Source organism: Methyloglobulus morosus KoM1, assembly GCF_000496735.2.
Lineage (GTDB): Bacteria > Pseudomonadota > Gammaproteobacteria > Methylococcales > Methylomonadaceae > Methyloglobulus > Methyloglobulus morosus.
This window is the reverse complement of record NZ_AYLO01000171.1, coordinates 1-3091: the sequence shown is the minus strand read 5'-3', so window position 1 is coordinate 3091 and position 3091 is coordinate 1. Positions and strand designations below refer to the sequence as shown.

Sequence of the window (3091 nt, the reverse complement as noted above, 5' to 3'; positions counted from 1 at the left end):
GGCATTAACCATCCTGACGATACTCAACTCACCGTTTACTATCGCTGGCGAACAAACCCAAGCCTTCCATATCCCGCCGCAAAGCCTGTCCGGTGCGTTGAACGATTATGCTGAAGCAGCGAATGTGCAATTGAGCTATCCCGCCTCGCAAGCAGCGGGATTAAGGTCGAACGGCATCGACGGTGACTACACCTCAGAACAAGCTTTGCAACAATTGCTGGCAGGAACGGGCTTGTCCGCCAAACAAACTACGAATGGCACGGCCACGTTGGTAGGACAGGGCAGGTTGGTGAAAGTGGCGGATACAGGCCAACCAACGAGTGAAACCACCTTGCCGAAAGTGATGGTGGAAGCGGATGGGGGAAATCAAACGTACGACCCTGCGTGGGAACGCGATACGCGTAACCCAGATTACAACCGCACCCATACCAACACTGCAACCAAAACTGACGCCGCCGTGATGGATACACCCGTCTCAATACAGGTCGTGCCAAAAAAAGTGCTGGACGATCAACAGGCTTATACCGCCAGGGAAGCCTTGAAAAACGTCAGCGGCGTTCAGCAAAGTACCAGCGCGGCTAACTATGAAAATTTCGTGATCCGTGGTTTCGATGCCAGTGGTGTCATTTATAAGAATGGTTTCCGACAAGATTCATTCGCCGAGGAAMCCTCAAACCTAGAACGCATTGAAGTCCTTAAAGGCCCTGCCGCCATGCTGTATGGACGGATTGAGCCCGGCGGCTTGGTCAACCTGCAAACGGCAAAACCGATGGATCAGGCTTATTATTCATTGCAGCAACAGGTTGGCTCGTACGATTTCTATCGCACCGTATTGGATGCAACCGGCCCAATAACCAAAGACAAGTCTTTACTCTACCGACTGAATTTTGCTTATCGCAACAATAATTCTTATCGTGACTTGCATTTTGTAGACCGTATTTTCTTAGCCCCTTCCTTGACCTGGATTATTTCAGACCGCACCCAAGCGAACCTGAAGTTGGAATACCAAAAAGACGACTTTCGTGGTGATTACGGTCTTCCAGCGGAGGGTGTACGACCTGCAAAGTTGCCCATCAATCGCTCACTTAGCGATCCCGCTGCATACGACAAACAAGAAAGCCAGCGCTTATTTGCGGACTGGTCACATGCATTTAATGATGATTGGAAACTGACCCATCGGTTTATGGCAAGTTTCACCGATTACGAACAGTTTGATATTTTCACCCAACCACCTGAAATTGGTCAGACGGTCTATAACAGAGGGCTTTGGGGTGTACATCAAGATCGGGAAATTTATGCTACCAATATGGATTTGACAGGTCGTTTCGATACTTGGGGAGCGAAACATTCGGTGTTGTTTGGTTTTGATTATTACCGTATTGACCAGCAAGCGCCAGGACATTGTTGCTCGCTTCCGGGACGGGCTGGCACTATCGACAGCATCAATCCGGTGTATGGCGTGATTAGCCGTGACGAGTTAAAGGCACTACCTAAGGACTTTTTCTTTGATACCCAGCAAGAATGGAAAGGCGTTTATTTTCAAGATCAGATCACGCTTTGGGATAAGCTGCACATCCTTGGCGGTGGGCGTTATGATTGGGTAACTGTCGGCACGGGATTTTCCGGCACATCCCAAGCGGAAGCCACGTCCGCATTAAGCAGCAATAAATTAGATAGCGAAAAATTCAGTCCAAGAGTCGGCTTACTTTACCGCCCTTGGAATTGGCTGTCTGTTTACGGGAATTATACGGAATCATTGGGTGCAAACAATGGCCGCAATTCAAATAACCAACCTTTAAAACCCCAGTCCGCCGAACAATTTGAAGCCGGATTTAAGACCGAGCTTTTAGATAAACGGCTTACGACATCTATCGCTTATTTTCATATCACCAAACAAGACCTGCCGACCGCAGACCTTGACACGCCTGACCCTTTTGATACTAAAACGATTGGCGAAGCCGTCAGCCAAGGCTTAGAGTTGGATGTTAGCGGCAAATTAACCGATAACTGGAATGTCATTGCCTCTTATGCCTACACCGACACCGAAATTACTAACGATGCTTCGTGTATTGTTACAGACGCAAGCACGGGAGTCTGTTTGCAGCGCGGTACCGGAAACACCTCGAACCGTCTACCCAATGCGGCCCTTCATAGCGGTAGTGTTTGGACAAATTACGATTTCAATAATAGTTTCGGGCAAAACTGGCTTCCTGGTCTTAGCCTGGGAACTGGCGTTTTTATCGTCGGGCAACGTGAGGGCGATACCGCCAATAGTTTCCAACTACCAGGTTATGTACGCTGGGATGCCTCGGCTGCTTATAAGTGGGATATTGGTAAAACCAGACTGACCGCGCAATTCAATGTCCGCAACATCCTGGACAAACGCTATTTCAGCGGTGCCAATACCTATGACGGATCGCCGAGGGGTTATGGCAACATACCTGGTGAACCACTTACCTTTCTGGGTTCTTTAAGGCTGGAATTTTGATCCTTCATAGCCGGGTAGAGTACGCATCGCGTACCTTATTTGGGTTTCGCAACCATCGACCTTAAAACGGTACGCGGTGCGTACCCTACTTTACTTCTGGCGATGCAATCGGTGGGCAAAACCGCCTACCCACCTACGGACTTGCGGCGGTCACCAAAATGGCGGATTACAACGCACGACTTATCTTTACAGACATGAAAATTGGAGAATTTGCGCGTCTAATTCGCCCTACGAGCTACGAACTGAAAAAATTTTCACTTTCCTGTTGAGGTAATTTGCGGACTGAAACGTCTTTATTCTGAATCCACAAAAAACGGATGAAGATCCCACACAGGAGAAGGCGTTGAAAACTATAAAAACGACAAGGCACAAGGGCGGCGAGACATTGGCAATAACCATCCTGGCGATACTCAACTCACCGTTTACTATCGCTGGCGAACAAACCCAAGCCTTCCATATCCCGCCGCAAAGCCTGTCCGGTGCGTTGAACGATTATGCCGAAGCGGCGAATGTGCAACTGAGCTATCCCGCCTCGCAAGCGGCGGGATTAAGGTCGAACGGCATCGACGGTGACTACACCTCAGAACAAGCTTTACAACAACG

At 49.0% G+C, this 3091-nt stretch carries 2 protein-coding genes; both read left to right on the top strand.

Features of this window, described 5'->3' with window-relative positions; translation table 11 throughout:
• A partial coding sequence (locus tag MGMO_RS18390; RefSeq protein WP_051384092.1) for a TonB-dependent siderophore receptor occupies positions 1–2488 on the top strand: 2488 nt, incomplete at its 5' end.
• 343 nt (positions 2489–2831) lie between these two features.
• Positions 2832–3091 (top strand): STN domain-containing protein (locus MGMO_RS18385; RefSeq protein ID WP_036308968.1); only part of this gene is annotated, 260 nt, incomplete at its 3' end.